Origin of the sequence: Desulfuribacillus alkaliarsenatis (assembly GCF_001730225.1) — a bacterium.
GTDB classification, from domain to species: Bacteria; Bacillota; Bacilli; order Desulfuribacillales; family Desulfuribacillaceae; genus Desulfuribacillus; species Desulfuribacillus alkaliarsenatis.
Window position 1 is genome coordinate 95,971 of the sequence record NZ_MIJE01000031.1, and the last position, 16,897, is coordinate 112,867.

The 16,897-nt window shown below is 37.1% G+C and carries 18 protein-coding genes; 3 read left to right on the forward strand and 15 right to left on the reverse strand.

The window, feature by feature from the left end:
* Positions 1-172 precede the first annotated feature (172 nt).
* Complete coding sequence (locus BHF68_RS10190; RefSeq protein WP_069643548.1) at positions 173-1,534, forward strand: MATE family efflux transporter; 1,362 nt, start codon at positions 173-175, stop codon at positions 1,532-1,534.
* Positions 1,535-1,573: 39 nt separating this feature from the next.
* Here the strand turns inward: BHF68_RS10190 and BHF68_RS10195 are convergent, their stop codons facing one another.
* The 11 genes from BHF68_RS10195 to BHF68_RS15700 all read right to left on the reverse strand — a co-directional run bounded on the left by BHF68_RS10195 (position 1,574) and on the right by BHF68_RS15700 (position 9,942).
* Positions 1,574-2,107, reverse strand: coding sequence for a DUF421 domain-containing protein (locus tag BHF68_RS10195; RefSeq protein ID WP_245669664.1), 534 nt, complete (start codon positions 2,105-2,107; stop codon positions 1,574-1,576).
* Between the two features lie 236 nt (positions 2,108-2,343).
* Positions 2,344-3,033 carry a phosphoribosylaminoimidazolesuccinocarboxamide synthase gene (locus BHF68_RS10200; protein WP_069643549.1) on the reverse strand — a complete coding sequence of 230 codons (690 nt, stop codon included), beginning with the start codon at positions 3,031-3,033 and terminating at the stop codon, positions 2,344-2,346.
* Between the two features lie 69 nt (positions 3,034-3,102).
* On the reverse strand, positions 3,103-3,822 hold the full coding sequence (locus BHF68_RS10205) for a class I SAM-dependent methyltransferase (RefSeq protein WP_069643550.1): 720 nt from the start codon (positions 3,820-3,822) through the stop codon (positions 3,103-3,105).
* Between the two features lie 70 nt (positions 3,823-3,892).
* Positions 3,893-5,881, reverse strand: a complete 1,989-nt coding sequence (locus tag BHF68_RS10210; protein WP_069643551.1) for a BCCT family transporter — start codon at positions 5,879-5,881, stop codon at positions 3,893-3,895.
* Positions 5,882-6,238, reverse strand: a complete 357-nt coding sequence (locus BHF68_RS10215) for an arsenate reductase family protein (protein ID WP_084019368.1) — start codon at positions 6,236-6,238, stop codon at positions 5,882-5,884. It abuts the gene before it with no gap.
* Positions 6,239-6,417: 179 nt separating this feature from the next.
* Positions 6,418-6,852: a hypothetical protein gene (locus tag BHF68_RS10220; protein ID WP_069643552.1), complete on the reverse strand. Its 435-nt coding sequence runs from the start codon at positions 6,850-6,852 to the stop codon at positions 6,418-6,420.
* Positions 6,853-6,855: 3 nt separating this feature from the next.
* Positions 6,856-7,785, reverse strand: a complete 930-nt coding sequence (locus BHF68_RS15255) for a C-GCAxxG-C-C family protein (protein WP_141706267.1) — start codon at positions 7,783-7,785, stop codon at positions 6,856-6,858.
* A complete protein-coding gene (locus tag BHF68_RS10230; protein WP_069643553.1) occupies positions 7,775-8,215 on the reverse strand; it encodes a CBS domain-containing protein in 441 nt (146 codons plus the stop codon). The genes BHF68_RS15255 and BHF68_RS10230 overlap by 11 nt, the downstream gene beginning before the upstream one ends.
* 47 nt (positions 8,216-8,262) lie before the next feature.
* Positions 8,263-9,321, reverse strand: coding sequence for a threonine aldolase family protein (locus tag BHF68_RS10235; protein ID WP_069643554.1), 1,059 nt, complete (start codon positions 9,319-9,321; stop codon positions 8,263-8,265).
* A gap of 94 nt (positions 9,322-9,415) precedes the next feature.
* Positions 9,416-9,745, reverse strand: coding sequence for a hypothetical protein (locus tag BHF68_RS10240; RefSeq protein WP_069643555.1), 330 nt, complete (start codon positions 9,743-9,745; stop codon positions 9,416-9,418).
* Positions 9,746-9,816: 71 nt separating this feature from the next.
* Positions 9,817-9,942 carry a hypothetical protein gene (locus BHF68_RS15700; protein ID WP_301553628.1) on the reverse strand — a complete coding sequence of 42 codons (126 nt, stop codon included), beginning with the start codon at positions 9,940-9,942 and terminating at the stop codon, positions 9,817-9,819.
* A 197-nt stretch (positions 9,943-10,139) separates the two neighbouring features.
* Between BHF68_RS15700 and tig the strand changes: the two genes are divergently transcribed.
* Positions 10,140-11,159: a trigger factor gene (gene tig / locus BHF68_RS10245; RefSeq protein WP_069643556.1), complete on the forward strand. Its 1,020-nt coding sequence runs from the start codon at positions 10,140-10,142 to the stop codon at positions 11,157-11,159.
* Between the two features lie 29 nt (positions 11,160-11,188).
* Here the strand turns inward: tig and BHF68_RS10250 are convergent, their stop codons facing one another.
* Entirely contained in the window at positions 11,189-13,294 is a 2,106-nt protein-coding gene (locus BHF68_RS10250) for an ATP-binding protein (protein ID WP_069643557.1), read from the reverse strand.
* Between the two features lie 253 nt (positions 13,295-13,547).
* Here BHF68_RS10250 and BHF68_RS10255 point away from each other — a divergent pair, with 253 nt between their 5' ends.
* Entirely contained in the window at positions 13,548-14,078 is a 531-nt protein-coding gene (locus BHF68_RS10255) for a hypothetical protein (protein ID WP_069643558.1), read from the forward strand.
* Between the two features lie 116 nt (positions 14,079-14,194).
* Here BHF68_RS10255 and BHF68_RS10260 read toward each other — a convergent pair whose 3' ends face one another.
* The 3 genes from BHF68_RS10260 to BHF68_RS10270 are packed head-to-tail and all read right to left on the reverse strand — an operon-like array spanning position 14,195 to position 16,895.
* Positions 14,195-15,031, reverse strand: a complete 837-nt coding sequence (locus BHF68_RS10260) for an ABC transporter permease (protein WP_084019369.1) — start codon at positions 15,029-15,031, stop codon at positions 14,195-14,197.
* Between the two features lie 2 nt (positions 15,032-15,033).
* A complete protein-coding gene (locus BHF68_RS10265; protein WP_069643559.1) occupies positions 15,034-15,951 on the reverse strand; it encodes an ABC transporter ATP-binding protein in 918 nt (305 codons plus the stop codon).
* Complete coding sequence (locus BHF68_RS10270; protein ID WP_069643560.1) at positions 15,951-16,895, reverse strand: hypothetical protein; 945 nt, start codon at positions 16,893-16,895, stop codon at positions 15,951-15,953. Before BHF68_RS10270 ends, BHF68_RS10265 begins: the two co-directional genes overlap by 1 nt.
* Positions 16,896-16,897: the final 2 nt, after the last annotated feature.

Genomic DNA, 16,897 nt, shown 5'->3' on the forward strand with positions numbered 1-16,897 from the left:
TACCAATATATACAGTTTTTGTTGTATTGTTTATTTTATCCAACTTACCTTTGAATACACCTATGCTCATTGCTTGCCTTTCTATTAATAAAAGCGTAATGTATATAAGGATAGTTTGTTAGATCAGACTATACTTTAGTGATAAGTAGTAGTTTTTTCGGAGGAAAATTGAATGTATCACGCAGAAACCTTGAGGGATAAGATTGTTTTATACCTTTCAATACTATGGCCAATTATGGTAACTCAATTGAGTTTGATAGCTATGAACTTGGTGGATACAATGATGTCAGGACGTGTAGGTACTGATGATTTAGCAGGGGTTGCAATTGGATCTAGCTTGTGGATGCCTGTTTTCACTGCTATTATAGGCATACTTTTAGCTGTCACTCCAATAGTCGCACAGCTAGCAGGAAGTATGCAGCATAACAAAATAGCTGCTGCTGTTATGCAATCTATGTATTTATCTGTTTTTCTGGCATTTCTCGTCATTTTGGGAGGGGCTGTATTTTTAGATTCAATCCTTACATACATGGACCTTGAGCCAGCAGTGCATCACATCGCCTTCCATTATTTAGTTGGTCTTTCAATCGGCATTGTGCCATTATTTTTGTCTAACGTATTGCGGAACTTTTTTGATGGACAAGGATTTACGAGAATAACAATGATGATTACTGTTATGGCAGTACCTTTTAATGTTCTATTGAATTATGGGTTGATTTTTGGTAATTTTGGCTTGCCAAGATTAGGCGGAATTGGTGCTGGCTACGCTACAGGACTAACTTATTGGATTATATTAATATTTAGCTTAATAATTGTATTTGTATTACCGAAAATTAAACGCTATCAGCTTTTTAGTAATTGGACTAAGCCATGCTGGAGGGCATGGAAGGAACAGCTTGCAATAGGGTTACCTATCGGACTTACTATATTCTTTGAAACCAGTATTTTTTCAGTAGTTACTTTAATCATTGGAATAATGTATACATCTGTAGTCGTAGCTGCTAACCAAGTCGCTCTAAGTTTTACATCGTTTATATTTATGATTCCGTTAAGTATTTCGATGGCTTTGACTATTGTAGTTGGTTATTCTATTGGTGGTAATAAGCTTGATAACGCTAAAGAATTCAGTATTATTGGTGTATTAGGTGGGTTGGCCTTCTCTACTTTAAGCGCGGCCTTTCTGTTCTTTTTTAGAGAATCGATTGCAGCTTTCTATACAGAAGACCCCGAAGTAATTGCTTTAGCAGGAAAGTTCTTTATCGTCGCCATGATTTTTCAGCTTTCCGATGCAGCCCAAGCTGGTTTACAGGGGGCACTGCGTGGTTATAAGGATGTACGTATTCCGTTTATGATAGCTTTTGTGTCCTATTGGATCATTGGCATTCCTGTAGGGTATTTGTTATCTGTATATACAGCATTAGGTCCTTATGGTTTATGGGTTGGAATCACTATGGGGCTAACATGTGCGGCGATTGGATTTTTGTATCGATTACGAATGGTTCAACGCAAATATACTAATATGTTAAATAGTTAACAAGGTGCTGTTCAAAGATGCTATCTAGGATTTTTCGTGTTACTTAAACTTTTTCGTGTGATTAATATTTTGTTTATCCGTTAATTCTTCAAAAATATTATCAGCTGGTTTTAACGGAGGATTTTGTTGAATTGGGAGCATCCCACCCATAAGTCTTTTAAATTCACCAACGGTTAGTGGCTTAGCGTCGGGCATTAATTCATAGCCAAATTGTCCATTAGGTTCAATGGTACCTATTTTAACATCTGACACCCTTGTAATTCCTTGTTGGCGTAGCTGGCTTTCTAGCTTATCTACTGTGATACGCAATGACTGTAAATTATCAGGAACCAACTGACCATTTTCAATTACGATTACAGCTTTTCCATGTATTATCTTTTCTATGACATTTATCTTTAACTGTAAATACTCCATTATTAATAGGATAGTTACAAAAACCGCTATAACAATTAATGTTCTTGGAACTGTATCTACATTAATAGGTTGAACAAAAATAGCACCCACAGCAATCATAATTACTGTTGTAGATAACGTTAACTGAGAGACAGATTTCCTCCCTATGATACGTAGCATAATGAAACCACCAATAAAGACAATAATAGCTTTCCAAATAAATTCCACATCCATAACGATACTGGCTCCTTTTATAGTAAGTTAACATTAAAACACAATAAATAATATTTCCATAGTTTGATTGTTTTATAAAAGCTTGTGTTTTTTGAAGGCATATACAAATGCCAGGTACACCTTAAATATACTTAAGGTGTACCTGGCATTAAATTGCTCTAGATTTATGTAGCTTATTCAGATTATTTACTAATGTCTTCTAATACTAATCTCTCAAGCTCTAAAGGCTCGATATATCTGTCACCCTTGTAGGCACGCATATTTCCACCAGAGATTTCATCGATGAGAGCGATTTGCTCGCCAATTCTACCAAATTCAAATTTGATATCGTACAGCTCAATACACTTGTCTGCTAAAGCTTCTTTTACAATACTACCAATCTGCTGTGTAAGCTCTTTTAGTGATTTGTACTCTTCCTTAGTTAAAATCCCTAGCATATCTAACGCGTCTTCAGATATAGGAGGATCCTGACGATCATCATCCTTAAGGGTAACTTCAACAAAGGCATCTAGTGGTTGCCCGTTTTCAACATATTTGCCGTATCTACGCAAGAAACTCCCCACTGCTCTATAACGACATATTACTTCCAGTCCACTGCCAAATACAGTCGCTGGCTTAACTTCCATTGTAGACTCTTCAATATTTGCATTTACATAATGTGTCGGAACATCTTTATCATTTAATAATTCAAAAAAGAATTTAGTTAAGCGTAGCCCTGCCTGTCCTGCTCCTTCAATTGTCAGCCCAACTGTGTTAGCTCCTGGATCGAACTTTCCATCTTCACCAGTAACATCATCTTTGAATTTCAGTAAAAAGTTGCCCGTTGGTAATTCATATACATCCTTTGTTTTTCCTTGATAAACCAATTTCATCGCTCTTATCTCCCTTGAAAGTTTTTATTTTTGTTGTCCTACATTATAGCAGCTTTATTAGCAAGATATCTAGTCAATTTCAGCCACTATGATTAATGGTGCCGATTCCTGTGGTTTGTATGTATCTTTTTTGAAGCTTCCATATAGCTGAATATTTTTAAATCCGCTTTCCTGTAATAATTGTACAAACTCAGATGACTTAATTGGATGCAGTAATACATGATTTTCTAGTTCATTATCTTCTGTTTTTAGGATCGTATGGAAATCGATTTTATGCTGGTCTTCTATGTAGTTATAGTATCGTTCAAATATAATTCCTGCATCAGCGTTTTTTATCAAAGGTAAGCTTTTGACCTGTTGGTCCAGCACCCTATCGTAATTTATAACTTGGACAACAACCTTGCCTCTAGGGTTGAGGCATCTTTTGCATGCTTGTAGGTATTGTTTAATTTCATCATTGTTATTGAGATGGACAACGGAATTACCAATACAGAATATCAAGTCAAATGTTTTATTTAACTGCTCTATCTCCAACATGTTAAGCACATAGGTATCGATATTAGGGTTTTTAGCTTTTAGGCTTTTGACCATTTGCTCGTCCAAATCAATTGCCGTAACATTATATCCTGTTTGATCTAGCTGCTCTGAATAGCCTCCACTCCCACACGCTACGTCCAGTATATCTTTTGGTTGACTTCCTACTTCTTCTTTTATTAATTCAATTTGTGCCTTGCCAGTAGGAAAAATATAATCATAATATTTGGCTATTTCTGAATAGAATTTTGACATCCAACCACCTCATTGAACATTATTTATACTACACTTTTTAATTATACTTTTAAATATTACAGCCAAACAGTTATCGAATGACATGTAGGAAGTGGATATGTTTCTCATATTGATCTAGGACGTTATTGATTACCTGCTCCTTAGTCCAGCCCATGATGTCGTAATCTTGTCCGCCTTCTTTTAAATATATCTCGGCTCGATAGTATTTTTTAGTTTCGTCTAGGTCTTTGTTGGCCTCTGCCATTGTAAAGGACGGCATCGCATGCCCTTTCAGGCGTACTGAGTAAAAGAAATCGATTTCCTCACCGTGCAATACTTCTATCCATATCCTGTCGCCTGATTCCGCTTTTACAATGGCCTTCATACCATTTTTCTTGAACACCTCTGCTACTTCATCAAAGGCAGGATGTACTGTACTCTGCATGAATTGGAGTACACTTTCCTTTTTCGGATGATGAATCATCGACTTTAAGCGATCTTGCCATGCAACTGGCGACTTATGGGTTTTCGGCATTAGTATTGCTTCACTTAGGCTTACCTGTTTCACTAGTTCTACCCGCAATGATTGAAACAGCCCCCAGCACATGAGTAGCATAACAACCGTAAACGGTAAAGCACTGGCAATTGCTGCAGTTTGTAAAGCCAGCAAACCACCAGACAATAAGAGCGCGATTGCAACCAAACCCTCCGTTGACGCCCAGAAAATACGTTGCCACACAGGTCCTTCCTTCTCTCCGCCATTTGTTAGCATATCAATGACGAGGGATCCTGAATCCGATGATGTTACGAAAAATGTTACAACCAGTATTGTGGCAATCGTAGCAATCAATGTTGAGAAAGGTAAATACTCAAAGAATTGAAATAGTGCTGTTGTAGTGTCTGCATCTACAGCAAGGGCCAAGTCAGTAATCCCCTGTTGCATAATCATATGAATGGCCGTATTACCAAAGAACGTCATCCACATAAAGGTGAAACCCACCGGAACCATAAGCACCCCAACGATAAATTCACGAATTGTTCTACCTCTAGATACACGTGCTATAAACATTCCTACAAACGGTGACCAAGCAATCCACCAGCCCCAGTAAAATAGCGTCCAACCTCCAATCCAGCCAGTTGGTTCATAGGCATACAAGTTAAATGTTTGTCCAACAATCGTCGATAGATACGCCCCTGTGTTTTGTACGAGGGTTTGTAGCAAATAGATTGTAGGCCCTGTAATAAGTACAAAAAGGACGAGAAATCCAGCTACACCCATATTAAATTCGGAAATTCTTTTAATCCCACCATTAAGACCACTAACAACTGAAACCATAGCAATCAAACTTACTATGATAATAATAATGATTTGTACGTTGATTGTATTAGGGACACCAAATACATACTGTAGCCCTGCATTGATTTGTAGTACTCCTAAACCCAAGGAGGTGGCAACCCCAAACAGTGTCCCTAAAACGGCGAATGTGTCTACTGTATGTCCAATTGGACCGTAGATACGGTCGCCAATTAAAGGATATAAAGAAGAACGAATTGCTAACGGTAAATTATGTCGATATGAAAAATACGCCAATGAAAGCGCGACTACGGCATAAATCGCCCATGCATGTATACCCCAGTGAAAAAACGTAATGTTCATGGCAGCCCTCGCGGCTTCTATAGTGCCGCCTTCCATTGCTGGCGGAGTCATATAGTGCATGACAGGCTCTGCTACTCCAAAGAACAGTAATCCTATACCCATACCTGCAGAAAACAGCATAGCAAACCATGATAAATTGTTATATTCAGGTTCACTGTGGTCAGGTCCTAATTTAATCTGACCATTCCTAGATACCGCTAAATACACAACAAATATCACAAAGATAGCTACAGATAAAACATAAAACCATCCAACAGTTTCCGTAATCCATGCTTGAACAGCAGTAAATACGGCTTCTGTCCTTTTGGGCAATAATACTGCAAGTATCACAAACACAAGTGTAATAATTGCTGAACTTAAGAAAACAGGTGGATTAATCCGAACCTCTGGTCTCCATGCTTGATTTTTCTTCTGATTGTCCATTTAAATAACTACCTTCTCCCATTCTGATTCTTTAAAGCCAGGCAAGACAATATTACCATTTGTTAGTATTGGCCGCTTTACCAACAAACCATCACTAGCTAGTACCTTATAGATTTCTTCTAAGCTCATTGTTTCTAATTTGTCCTTTAAACCGAGTTCTTTATATTTTTTGCCACTGGTATTGATAAAACGTTTGATGTCTAGTCCACTTTTTTCGTGAAGTTCCTTCAACTCTTGTGCAGTCGGGTTCTCTTCTACGATATGTCTTGTCTTGTATGTAACTTCCTTGTCATCTAGCCAAGCCTTGGCCTTTCTAACAGTAGTTCACCTTGGATAATCAAAAAATGTCCATTCCATTTCAAATAACCTCCTAGTTGTTAGTTTAATACAGCATAATTAATTGCCTAAAAGCATTACATTTATATTCCATTTTATCATAATGATTTCATATATAGCTTCTATTAGCATGCCAAATCCTATGCAAAAAATAAGACTCTCTTCGGCAATATCCAGAAAAGAGTCTTATCAAACATGCTTTATCCCTGTGCAACATCTGCTAAAGTCATATCGCCAATTTTACATATACTCCGATAAACAACCGTAGCAGTGTAAAATGCGCCAAAGATTGGGACAATATTGGTCGCTAGCTTAAATTTTTGTTGTGCTAAATATGATGATATTAGTTCGCTAGTAGCGGCACTCCTGGCAGCATCGACTTGGTCTGCGAACAGCTCATATTTAGCCTGATAAACTTCCAGGCCACTTTGCCGAATAATCCGCACGTCAACTATAAAGGAAAACAATGCTTGTAGCAAAAAACTTGTTGCAAATGTTGCGGGCATCATTTTCCCACCAATAAAATCAAGGCCTAGCGATAACACAAAGGACTTTAATGCTCCAATCAAAGCAATTTTTCGCACCTTTAGTTTGTATTGTCTGACTTCACTGTTTAAATTGCTATATGAATTCATTACTTACTCCTTTTGCTCCATTTCCTGCAAGATTTCTACTGCGTCAGCGATGAACTGTGGGCATACCTTTGTAAACAATTGCTTGTCTTTAATCTGTGCATATTCATCTGGGTTTGCTACATTATAGCCTAATAACTCCTTACAAATAATAGTTTTATGTTTTTCCTTGAATTTCTCTATAAACTGGTTAGTAAGCTTATAGGTCTCTTGCTTTGCTTCATTATCTCCCTCGCAATGGTGGCCATACCTTAAGCCTATTACCATTATAGCACCTGTGACTGCACCACAAACCTCACCTTGACGGAGTCCACCGCCAAAGCCCGTGGCTATCTTAAAAGCGGACTCGCGCTCTAATCCTAGCTCATCGCAGAACACTCCAATAACCGCTTGACTACAGTTAAAGCCCCGAGCGAATATGTCCTTCGCCACAACCTTCTTAGAACGCTCCCAGAGCATAACCTGCTCTGCTAATTCTTCTTGCTCTATCTGTCGTTTTTGCTGCTCAAGGCGCTGCTGTACATCTGTAAGCTCTGCCTGCAGTTCATTATAATGCTTGACGATGCTCTCGACCGTCTGTGGCTCATCAAATAATATAGGGACTGTCTCTTGCTCAAGCTGCAAATATGGTTTCTTACCCAATGCGTTAGCCTCTCCAACTACGCGCCAGCTCAGTGGTTTTTGGTACTCTGTAAAGTTCCATAAAACCGTTCCGTCATACTTCATCGTTGATGCTTCTAAAAGCTCTGGAGTAACATAGGCATGGAGTAATTGATCACGCATCCCATCTCCGCCTGCAAGAACTGATTGCTTTTGCCCCTTCTCCGACAGCTTGTACTTAATTTCAACCGTTTTACGTATGCTTTTCTTACTCATATCAGATAAATCAATGTTTCCCATCTTAAAATTAGAGACATCTAATTTTTTACCGTTCATCGACTTTCCCCTCACTCTCTCGTATATTGTTAACCAGTTTTTTGCAATATTCTATTATCTCTTTTCTTCTAATGATACCTATGAATACATCCTGATCATCAACAACGGGAACAAAGTTCTGCGAGATGGCTAATGTTAATAAATCATCAATATCAGCATCGATATGCACAGACTGATTCGTTTTTCTACGTTCTATATGCTTTAATAATACACTTCTAGAATTTTTAAATGATAGATTAGGGGTGTTTTTAACTTTCCAGAGCAGATCGCCTTCAGTGATTGTGCCCACGTATTTACCTTCATGGTTTAATATTGGAATCGCTGGATGCTTTTCAAATTCCATTTTATCAAGCACTTGTCGCATTGTTGAATCTTCATATACATATGTGACCTCTGCTTTTGGCAAAAGAAAGAAAGCTATATTTTTCATATCAGTAACTACCCCTCCAGAAAAGTAAAATTATCACTCTAATACATCTATCTTTTCAAATCATAACAATCATAATAACCTTTAAGGTCGGATATAAGCCGTAGTACATCCTCTTCCTTCGTCGCCCAACTCGTGCAAAACCGTACGGCACTATGTTTGTCATCGATTCGTTGCCAGGTCAAAAAACTATAATGTTTTTTCAAAGCTTCGATTGTTTCATTGGGCAAAATTGGAAACAATTGATTGGTTGAAGTGCTAATTAGAAATGTACATCCACTTTCTTGTAATGCTTCTTTTATTATATTAGCCATTTTATTAGCATATGCTGATAACTCAAAGTATAAGTCGTTTTCAAAAAGTGTAAGAAACTGAATCCCAAGTAGTCTCCCCTTCGCTAGTAAGCCGCCTCTTTGCTTCATAATATATCGAAAGTCTTGCTTCAGTGTATCGTTAGTTATAACGACTGCCTCTCCAAAAAGCGCCCCTATCTTCGTGCCACCAATATAAAAAACATCGCAGCATTCTGTAATAAACGCTAAATCCATATCATTCTCAGAAGAAGTAAGCCCATATCCCAGTCGCGCCCCATCTAGAAACAGATATAGCCCGTTTTCACGACACACGTTACTGATGGCTTCCAATTCACTTCGGGTATAAATCGTCCCTAATTCCGTCGGATTAGAGATATATACCATTTTAGGTTGGACAGTGTGTTCATGGGTCTCATCTAATTGATGGTTTATGTAAACATCATAAATCTGCCTTGCTGTGAGCTTCCCATCATAAGTTGGCAGTTCTAGCACTTTATGCCCTGTAGCTTCAATTGCACCTGTCTCATGGGTGCTAATATGGCCGCTCTCCGCCGCTATTACACCTTGATGGGGACGCAAGGATGCAGCTATCACAGTCAGGTTTGTCTGTGTTCCACCCACTAGGAAATGGACGTCAATATTGTCATTCTTGCACTTTTCTTTGATAAGGGAAGCCGCTTGCTGACAATAAACATCTTCACCATACCCTGGTGTTTGCTCCATATTCGTTGCTAGTAATTTCTCTAATATCTTAGGATGAGCGCCTTCGCTATAGTCATTAGTAAATCGAATCATCGTATGTTCCTCACCTTCAAAAATCCCTCTATACATGAAAAGAAAAGCTTTACAGTAAATTTTTCAACTGTAAAGCTTCCCTTATATTTTAACGTTATTCAACCTTTTTAGCTACAATATTTATCTCTTTACCAGACTTTTTTAGCTTTGCAACCAAATCTCTGAAAGGCTTAAAGTTTGATACTTTGGAAATAGCGTCTTCCTCGTTCTGAACGCCAGTAGTTCTGAACTCAATGTCATTTAACAGTACTACATATGAATCGTTACTAGCTTTTAAATCTTTTCTACGTCTTTCTCTTTCCTTATGCCTTGCTATTCTTCTTACACTTTTTCTAGCTTTCTTTAACTTAGGGTCTTGTGTGAAGAATTCTAACTCATATAGATTTTGATTCACTTGTTTTAATGTACTATTTGGCTTTACCATATATAAATACCCCTCTCTTAAATTATCTAGTTATACTAATCATCTAATCTACTAATTTTAACCTTCATCAATTATCTATTTCTACTATTTTTAGCACTAGTTTTTCTCGGCGCACGTGCCATTGCCTTTGTTTGATGATGGGTTTTTGAATAGGCTGCACTGCTTTTAATTATTTTTTTTATCTGTCGTTTTTTCATTGTTTAATCTCCCCTCAAAATCTTCTAATTAGAATGTCTTTCCTCGTTTATTATATATGTTGCTCTATAATTAAGCAATTTATCTTCGGTCAATGATGTGTAAATAGCGACTATCAGCACAGTATGATATAATTGCTGAGTCAAATTTATAGCAATTTAAAAATGGGAACTAGCAATTTTAAGGGGGTTTATCTTAGATGGATACAAATACACAAAACACTACAAACAACACAACACAGCCAGTGGAAGTTCGCACGGAGATTGGCTCAATTACCGTTGGACTTGGCGCCTACAAAGGCCTTAAAAAACCTGAACAAAAAGCAATTACCGTTACAGAACAAGAAATCGAGCAAGAATTAGAAGCTTATAGGGATCGTCACGCTAAGCTTGAACCAGTAGCAGATGGCATCGTGCAAACGGGCGACATTGTAAAAATTGATTACCAAGGATATATTGATGGCTCTCCTTTCGACGGTGGAAGTGGTAAAAACCAGGCCCTCGAAATTGGTTCTGGTGGCTTTATACTAAGCTTTGAAGAGCAGATGGTTGGTATGAAGACTAACGAAGATAAGCAAATCGAGGTGGATTTTCCTGAGAATTATCATGTAAGAAAGCTAGCTGGTTCTACCGTAACCTTCCATATAAAAGTAAATGAAATAACGCGAAAAACCCTTCCTGAGTTAAACGATGATTTGGCTAAAGCTGTAAGTTATTGTAAAACCCTCGACGAGTTGAAAGAAGATATCAAAAAGAATATAGTCTCCTATAAAGAAATGGAAGTAGGTAAGTACATAAAGGATGTATTAGTCAGTATACCTGTTAAGAACTCCCTAGTAGAAATACCTGAATCACTGATTGACATAGAAATCAAAAAAATGATTGCTGATTTAGAGCATCATGTAAAATCAAAAGGAATTACCGTTGATAAATATTTAGAAACAGCAGGAATTTCTCGTGAAGAGTTTGAAGCTCAATTTAGAACAGAGGCTGAAAAACGCGTCCAAACTCAACTCGTTTTAATGGCCATAGCTAAAACAGAAAGAATGCATGTTACTGAAGATGAAATAACTAATCAAATAAACCAGATTGCCACTATGCACAAAACAAAAGCATCAGATATACGCACACACCTGATTGACGGCGGCAATTATACAGCCTTTAAGAATGAAATTGCTATGCGTAAAGCTGTAGAATTAATCGTTCAATTTAGTGAATAGGTGCCGTTACACCAGTGAAAACCTTTTAATTAATGAAGTGACATTATCGCGTGTTTTATTTCTTTTAAATTAAAAGGTTTTTTTATTGCACCTACAAATCCGTATTCTTTATATTTAGAGAGTACCTGGTCTTCACAATAGCCACTAATAACAAAAGCTTTCACAAGGGGATTTATTTTCTTTAGTTCTTTTATTGTTTCTTTGCCACCTTTTCCACCTTGGACAGTGAGATCTAAAAATACAAATTCAACTGTACTTGAAAATTGTTCATAAATATTTACCGCCTCGTCCCCATCCCTAGCCGAGATAACTTCAAATCCTAAATCTTCTAGGGATTTTAAAAGAACTTCACGTACTTTGACCTGATCATCCATTATAATAACTTTACCTGTTTTAAAAGAACACGTCTTTTGTTGCGTTTGATGTCTAATCATTTCATTAGTTGAAAATGTGGCTTTTAGAAAAATATTGAATGTTGTTCCTTTATCTATTATAGAGTCAACAGTAATGTAACCTCCATGTTTTTTTATTATAGAAAGACTCGTAGCTAACCCTAATCCGTTACCATTAGCTTTTGTTGTAAAATAAGGGTCAAATATTTTGTCAAGAATTGTGTCTGGCATACCACACCCTTGATCAGTAATTGAAATTTTCACATATTCACCAGCTTCTATAGGCATGAATTGCTCACTTTCCTCTAATGTAATATTTTGCGCTTTTACAGTTATATAGCCACCATCAGGCATTGCTTGAGTAGCATTAATAACGATATTATTTATCACTTGATTGATTTGGCCTTCATCTATTTTAACATTATGTAAGTTGTCCTCTAGGTCCCAGCGGCACTTTATGTTTAAGCCTTTTAGTACAAATTCGCAAGAATCTAATAATAGTTCTTTTAATGAATTAGTGGTTTTTAAAATTGGGGAGCCACCTTTTGAGAATGTTAATAACTGCTGGGTTAGACGCTCTGATTGTTGAAAGCTTTTCTCAGCCTCTTCAAGATACTTAACTATTCTTGAATAATCTCCATTTAATTGTTCCAGTGTAAATTTAGCTAAAGCTACATTGCCTTTAGAAACCGTTAATAAATTGTTAAAATCATGGGCAATCCCACCAGCTAACAGCCCAACCGAATCAAGCTTATCAATAATTCGCTGTTGTTCTTCTGCATCTTTTCTATCAGTGATGTCCAATAGAGCTCCAATCACTTTCATTTCATCATTTTCGTTTTTAATCACCTTAAACTGATCATGTAAACAGCGATACTCTCCGTTGACATGTTTAACTCTATATTCAATAGTTATTATTTCGCCAATATTATAGCTTAATACAATCTTATTTTTATCTTCGCTATGTACACATTTTATCCATTCATCTATGCTTGCACCTATAAATTTATCTGGTTTATAACCAAGTACACTTTCAACATTTGGGCTTACATATGTGATAACTGGGTTGATATCATCTACTCTACATGAATAGATAATTGCCTGAGTTTGCGATACGATAGCATCTAATCTCTCATCATTTTCTCTAAGCTTTTGTTCAGCTAGTCTCAAATCAGAAATACTTTGTTTTAATGAATCTATCATTCTAGTATTTCGAAGTGCTAGAGCAACAATATCTCCTATTCTAGAGGCAAAATCACTATCACGTTTAGTGAAACCGCCTTTTTTATTAGCAAGACCAATTAAACCTACTGTTTTTTGATCAATAACAAGGGGAGCAAACAATACATTATCTACCGACATATGCCCTGCCGGCATGTATTGCATCCATTTACTACTCGCAAAATTATTATCAATTACCGCCTTGTTAGTGTGGTACGCTATCTCACGCAAACCTCTAATTGGCATCGGAAGATTAATATCTACGGTACAAGGTCTGCCACCAGAATCGAGGTAGATTACTTCATTTTCTTCACCGTCAGCTTTTAGTAGAGCCACATAACCAGATATATTACCAATTACTTTTTTGCAGCAATTAAATATTACCTTTGCCGTTGTCTGAAAATCTTGACTACCCATCAATGCTCTGGTGCTCTCAAGAATAGCATCATTTTCGTCCTTAATTAACTTCAATTCATTAATAAGTTCTTGTTTGGACTTCATTTCATCTGCAGTGCGCCCCATTTAATCCCCCACCAATAATAAAATAAGCTTTCAAATATAACTATTCGCCAAGATTTCTATAAACCCTACCAGGTAGATGAAAAATGTTCTTTAGTTACATACACAGATTAATAAGTATTTCTATTTTGACGTTATTCGCACTAATTGTTTCTGCAACAAGCACTACTAACTAGCTTCCATAATTAACAAATCAGGAGTATGATATAAACAAAAGATAGGTTGAGCAACGCTACACATGGGAGGGAATGTACGGATGTCTGTTATAAATTTTTATGTAAGTCTGATTAAAGGCAAACTCGCAGAAGCATATTCAACTAAAGGCATTGAAGGCTTTATAAAAAAAATAGAAACATGGATAGGGATTATCTTATTAGCATTCCTATTCATGTTCCTATTGAGTTCATTAGTAGTAAGTATATGGTTTGTAGCCTTTTTCCTTCTTTGCTTTCTGTTTATTACATTTCTTCTCAAAACAGATAGAATCTCATTTTTATTTTTGGGCGTACCTTATTTAATTTTACTAGCTTTAAGAGTGTTAAGTTCCTTTCAGAATGCCCACAAAGAACAGAAAAAGCAGAAAGAACAGAATGGTAAAGAATTTGATGCAGATATGCAATACTTCAAAAACCTAATGACTTTACTTATAACGATAGTTCTATTGCCTTTTGTATCAATGCTTGCCATATTTATTTGGGTTTACTTTTTATTTTATGCGATTGATTTTCTGTTTTATCTTTTGGAGATATTCTTCAATTATTTAAATTCCTTAAATTCTAAGAACTAGCAGTAATGACTAACACTTGTGCTATCTTATCAAGCTAATAGTTCATCTAAAATCAAGCGTTTCACTAACAAAAACAGCCCCATTAATTAAACAGGGCTGTCTACTAGGTTAGTACTCTACGTAATATCTTTATTAGAGAACTTGTTTATTGCTAATGCAACAAAGGCTAACATGTAAATGGCTATATAGACAAACATCCAGACGCTTGCTGGCTCTCCACTTCCTGATAGACTAGCACCTGCCATGGCTGTGCCAGCAAGTTCAGAGCCAGGAACCATGACACGTTCCATCGTACTATAAATGGTTTGGAAGGGTGATACTAGACTAATAAAAATACCCGTTCCAATAATTGAATTACTGTTCACGTACTGGCCAATCATTTCAACCATTCCACCAACGTTACCTAAAATATAGATAAAAATCACTAAGATTCCATTTGAAACGGTTTTGAAGTATACAGAACCAAACAACGTCAGGCAAACAAGTGCTGATGGAAGTAATAAATATAACAGCCAACCTTTCATCGTCTGCGTAAATGTTAAACTGGTAATCGTGCTTAGGTCAAACCAATATCCGATAAGCAATATTGAGAAGAAAAGCACACTTGCGTACAAACAAGCTAAGATAATCAAGCCCACAAGTTTCCCAAGAATATACTGATAACGGTGAATTGGGCGTGTGATAATACCTTGTATCAGTCCTGAGTCTAGCTCAGATGCAACGGCTCCTGCTGCAAGTATAATCGTTAACAAGGCAATTAACATCGAAGAGAACTGAAAACCCATCTTAGTAACCATTTGAATGGCAAACGGTCTGAACTGATCGCCCATTCCGTGGGTCGCTGACGTATTGGGAAAATAATTAAGCATAACCGTCCAAAATACCAAGTACAAAATGGTAACTATCCCCATGATCATAAATGTTTTTTTGCGGATTGCTTCTTGAAGTGTCATTATTATGATCGCTCTAATGGTAATCCCTCCCCGCCAACAATCTGCAAGAATACCGTTTCAAGGGTTTCTCTATGTGGTGTCAACTCATAAATAGTCACACCATTTGTTATAAGTTGCGAAGCGAGGACAGGTATCTGTTCGTAATCATTTAACGGAACTGTCAGGCTACCATCGGCATGCTTTTGCACTGATCCATACTCTTTATTTAACTCTGTGAGCAATGGTTCCGTAATCCCCTTCGCTCTAATTGTTAGTAGAACATTGTCCATTAGTAAATCGTCCATCCGTGCAGATTTCGCCACAGTGCCTTTATGGATAATGGTTACACTATCGCAAACCGCTTCTACTTCACTTAAAAGGTGACTATTAAGAAACACTGTCATCCCTTCATTTTTCAAAGATACAATAATATCTCTAACATCTCTACGACCGATTGGGTCTAATGCCGATGTCGGTTCATCTAGAAAGATTAGCTCAGGATTTGCGAGCAGCGCGCTGGCTAAACCAATACGCTGCTGCATACCTTTGCTATAGGAGCCAACTTTATATTTTTCCTGACCTTCAAGTCCAACTAACTTTAAGACCCTGTTAATTTGATCTTTTGGGTTTTTTATCTTGAGCATTTGCGAGTGAAAGTGTAGCAAGTCTAAGCCTGTCATCCAATCTTGATAACGAAAAAGCTCTGGAAGATAACCCATCTTGTGTCTGACAGAGACATCACCTAGTGGTTTACCGAGCACCGTTCCACTACCAGACGTCGGGAATACAAGACCTGTTAGCATTTTAATACACGTACTTTTGCCTGCTCCGTTTCGACCCAGAAAACCAAAAACCTGACCAGCCTCTACAGAAAGGTTGATGTTATCGCATGCTGTTTTATCTCCGTATTTTTTTGTTAAATCATGTGTTTCGATGATCATTAACGGACACTCCTAGCGATTTTAGCCAACTCAGCATCTGCTTTATCCGCTATCAAACTATATAAGAGCCCATTCTCAGTCCATACTAATACAGAAGCGTTATCGAATTGCTGCTCACCGTGTTGAACGATGAATTTTTCTTTCATGTCTGGCATCGCTTCAGACTTATTGTGAGGCATTATTTCTGGCATTGCGCCTGACATTGTCTCTGTGAGTGCTTTGAAATCAGATACTGTGTAAATGTAACCTTTTTTTCCACCTAAGTCGACCTCTCTTCCAAACCCGACTAATACTGGCAAATAAATATCAGCACTATCCTGCTCGATCTCAGCAAGCTGTTGACGAATATTTGTAGGTATAATCGGTAAGTTGATCATGACATCATGCAGTTCATCCTTCACAGCGTCTGGTGCATTTAAGAAGGATTTCTGTGTTGCTAGAAATAGCACTTCATCATATTTTGCAAAAGCAGTAGCCGAAGAAACCTGTGTAAACTCGACGTCTCTAATTTGATTACTAAGAAGCTTCTGGCTATTGATCATTGTCAAAAATTCATTTGAAGCGTCGACATCAATTGTAAAAGTTTTACTTGCCGATTCAACTGCAAAAAGTGTAGGCTGTTCTGAATCTAACTCGCGTGGCAATTGAAATCTGAAAGCTCCAAAATCTCTAGCATCGTTAAGTGTAGTTTTCTCTGGCTTTTGTTGTGAAACAATATTTACTAACTGTTTATGGTCAAGCTCCTGTCCTTTTAGTCCTTCTTTCATATTAGACATTGTTTGCATGCCTTCTTCAATATCAGCAAGCGTAATTCTAATTGTTTTAACATCATTAACTCGGAAAATCGATAAAAAATCAAGAGCTAACGTTTGTACAGGTTGTACAAACATAACAAGTGCCATTACAAATGCTACTAGTGTAGAAATAACGTATTTTTTATTCATAT